This window comes from Luteibacter sp. P4_E6 (assembly GCF_056401535.1).
In genome coordinates, this window is sequence record NZ_JBFUJE010000852.1 from 1 (window position 1) to 1,134 (window position 1,134).

General features: G+C 64.9%; 2 protein-coding genes. Both read right to left on the reverse strand.

Features of this window, described 5'->3' with window-relative positions; genetic code table 11:
* Positions 1 to 540, reverse strand: a 540-nt coding sequence (locus AC1DT2_RS24075; protein WP_477299224.1) for a PHP domain-containing protein, incomplete at its 3' end; no start/stop codon positions are given.
* Positions 541 to 776: 236 nt separating this feature from the next.
* On the reverse strand, positions 777 to 1,134 hold a 358-nt coding region (locus AC1DT2_RS24080), incomplete at its 5' end, for an NUDIX hydrolase (RefSeq protein WP_477299226.1).

Here is a 1,134-nt window from a genome sequence, read left to right on the forward strand (position 1 = left end):
CACCCAGTCTTCCTCATGCTGGCGACCCGTACGGGTCAGCTCGAGATAGAGGCGGTCGGGGAACAGGCGGCGCAGCGATTCCAGCCGCAGGCCGGCAGCCGGAAGACCGGCGCCGAGGGCCACGCGGGCTAGCTCGCTTTCCCGACCGACGACGGYGATGAGGCCACGTACGCTCTCGGGATGCATCCAGGTCGCGTCGACCAGTGCGCGCCCGGTGCCCTGACCTTCGCGCCAGGCGCGGGAGACCAGCCTCGACAGGTTGAGGTAGCCGTCGCGGTCCTGGCACATCAGGGTCAGGCGCCAGGGGCGCGGATCGTCCGGGCTGGACACCCAGATGTCGCAGCCGGCGATGGGCTTGATGCCCGCCGCCGTGCACTGCTTGTAAAACTTGACCAGGCCGAAGAGGTTGTTCTCATCGGTCAGTGCGACGGCAGGCATGCCGGTACGCACGCAGGCGGCGACCAGCTGCTTGATGCGGATGGTCGAGTCGACCAGCGAGTACTCGCTGTGCAGGTGAAGATGGGCAAAGCGAACAGACATGGGCGGCGCCGGGTGAAGCAGAGGGAAGGCTAACCGGGCAGTGAGCTAGGGACAAGAATTGACTTTGCCACCACCCCGCCCATGGAACCCACCGTAGGAGCCGATTCATCGGCGAATAGTGAATACACCCGCGGCGCAGCCGCGCTCCTTGAGGTTGCTGGCCTCGGTTCCCACCGAAAGAAAGAGCTCGCCGATGAATCGGCTCCTACCAAGCCAAGCCATGCCAAGCCAGGCCATCAAAGGCTGCGGTTATCCCGGATGTGGGCTTCGGGATGGTCGATGAACCACAACCCCGCGAACAATTTCGCATCGATCGAGAAGCCCTCGGTGGCACGGTCGAACAGCCACTTGCCGGCATCGGCACGCGGTACCTCGTGCACGATGATGTTTTCGGTCTCGTCGCCACCGCCCTTGCCGACCTTCGTGAGGTCCCAGGCTCGGGCGAAGGCGATCATCTCGGTGCTCATGCCGGCCGAGGACGGGCCTGTGTGGATGAACTCGATCCTGCCGCAGGCGTAGCCGGTTTCTTCCTCGAGCTCGCGTTTGGCGGCGATCAGCACATCTTCGTCTTCGGCCCCGGCAAGGTCACCGACC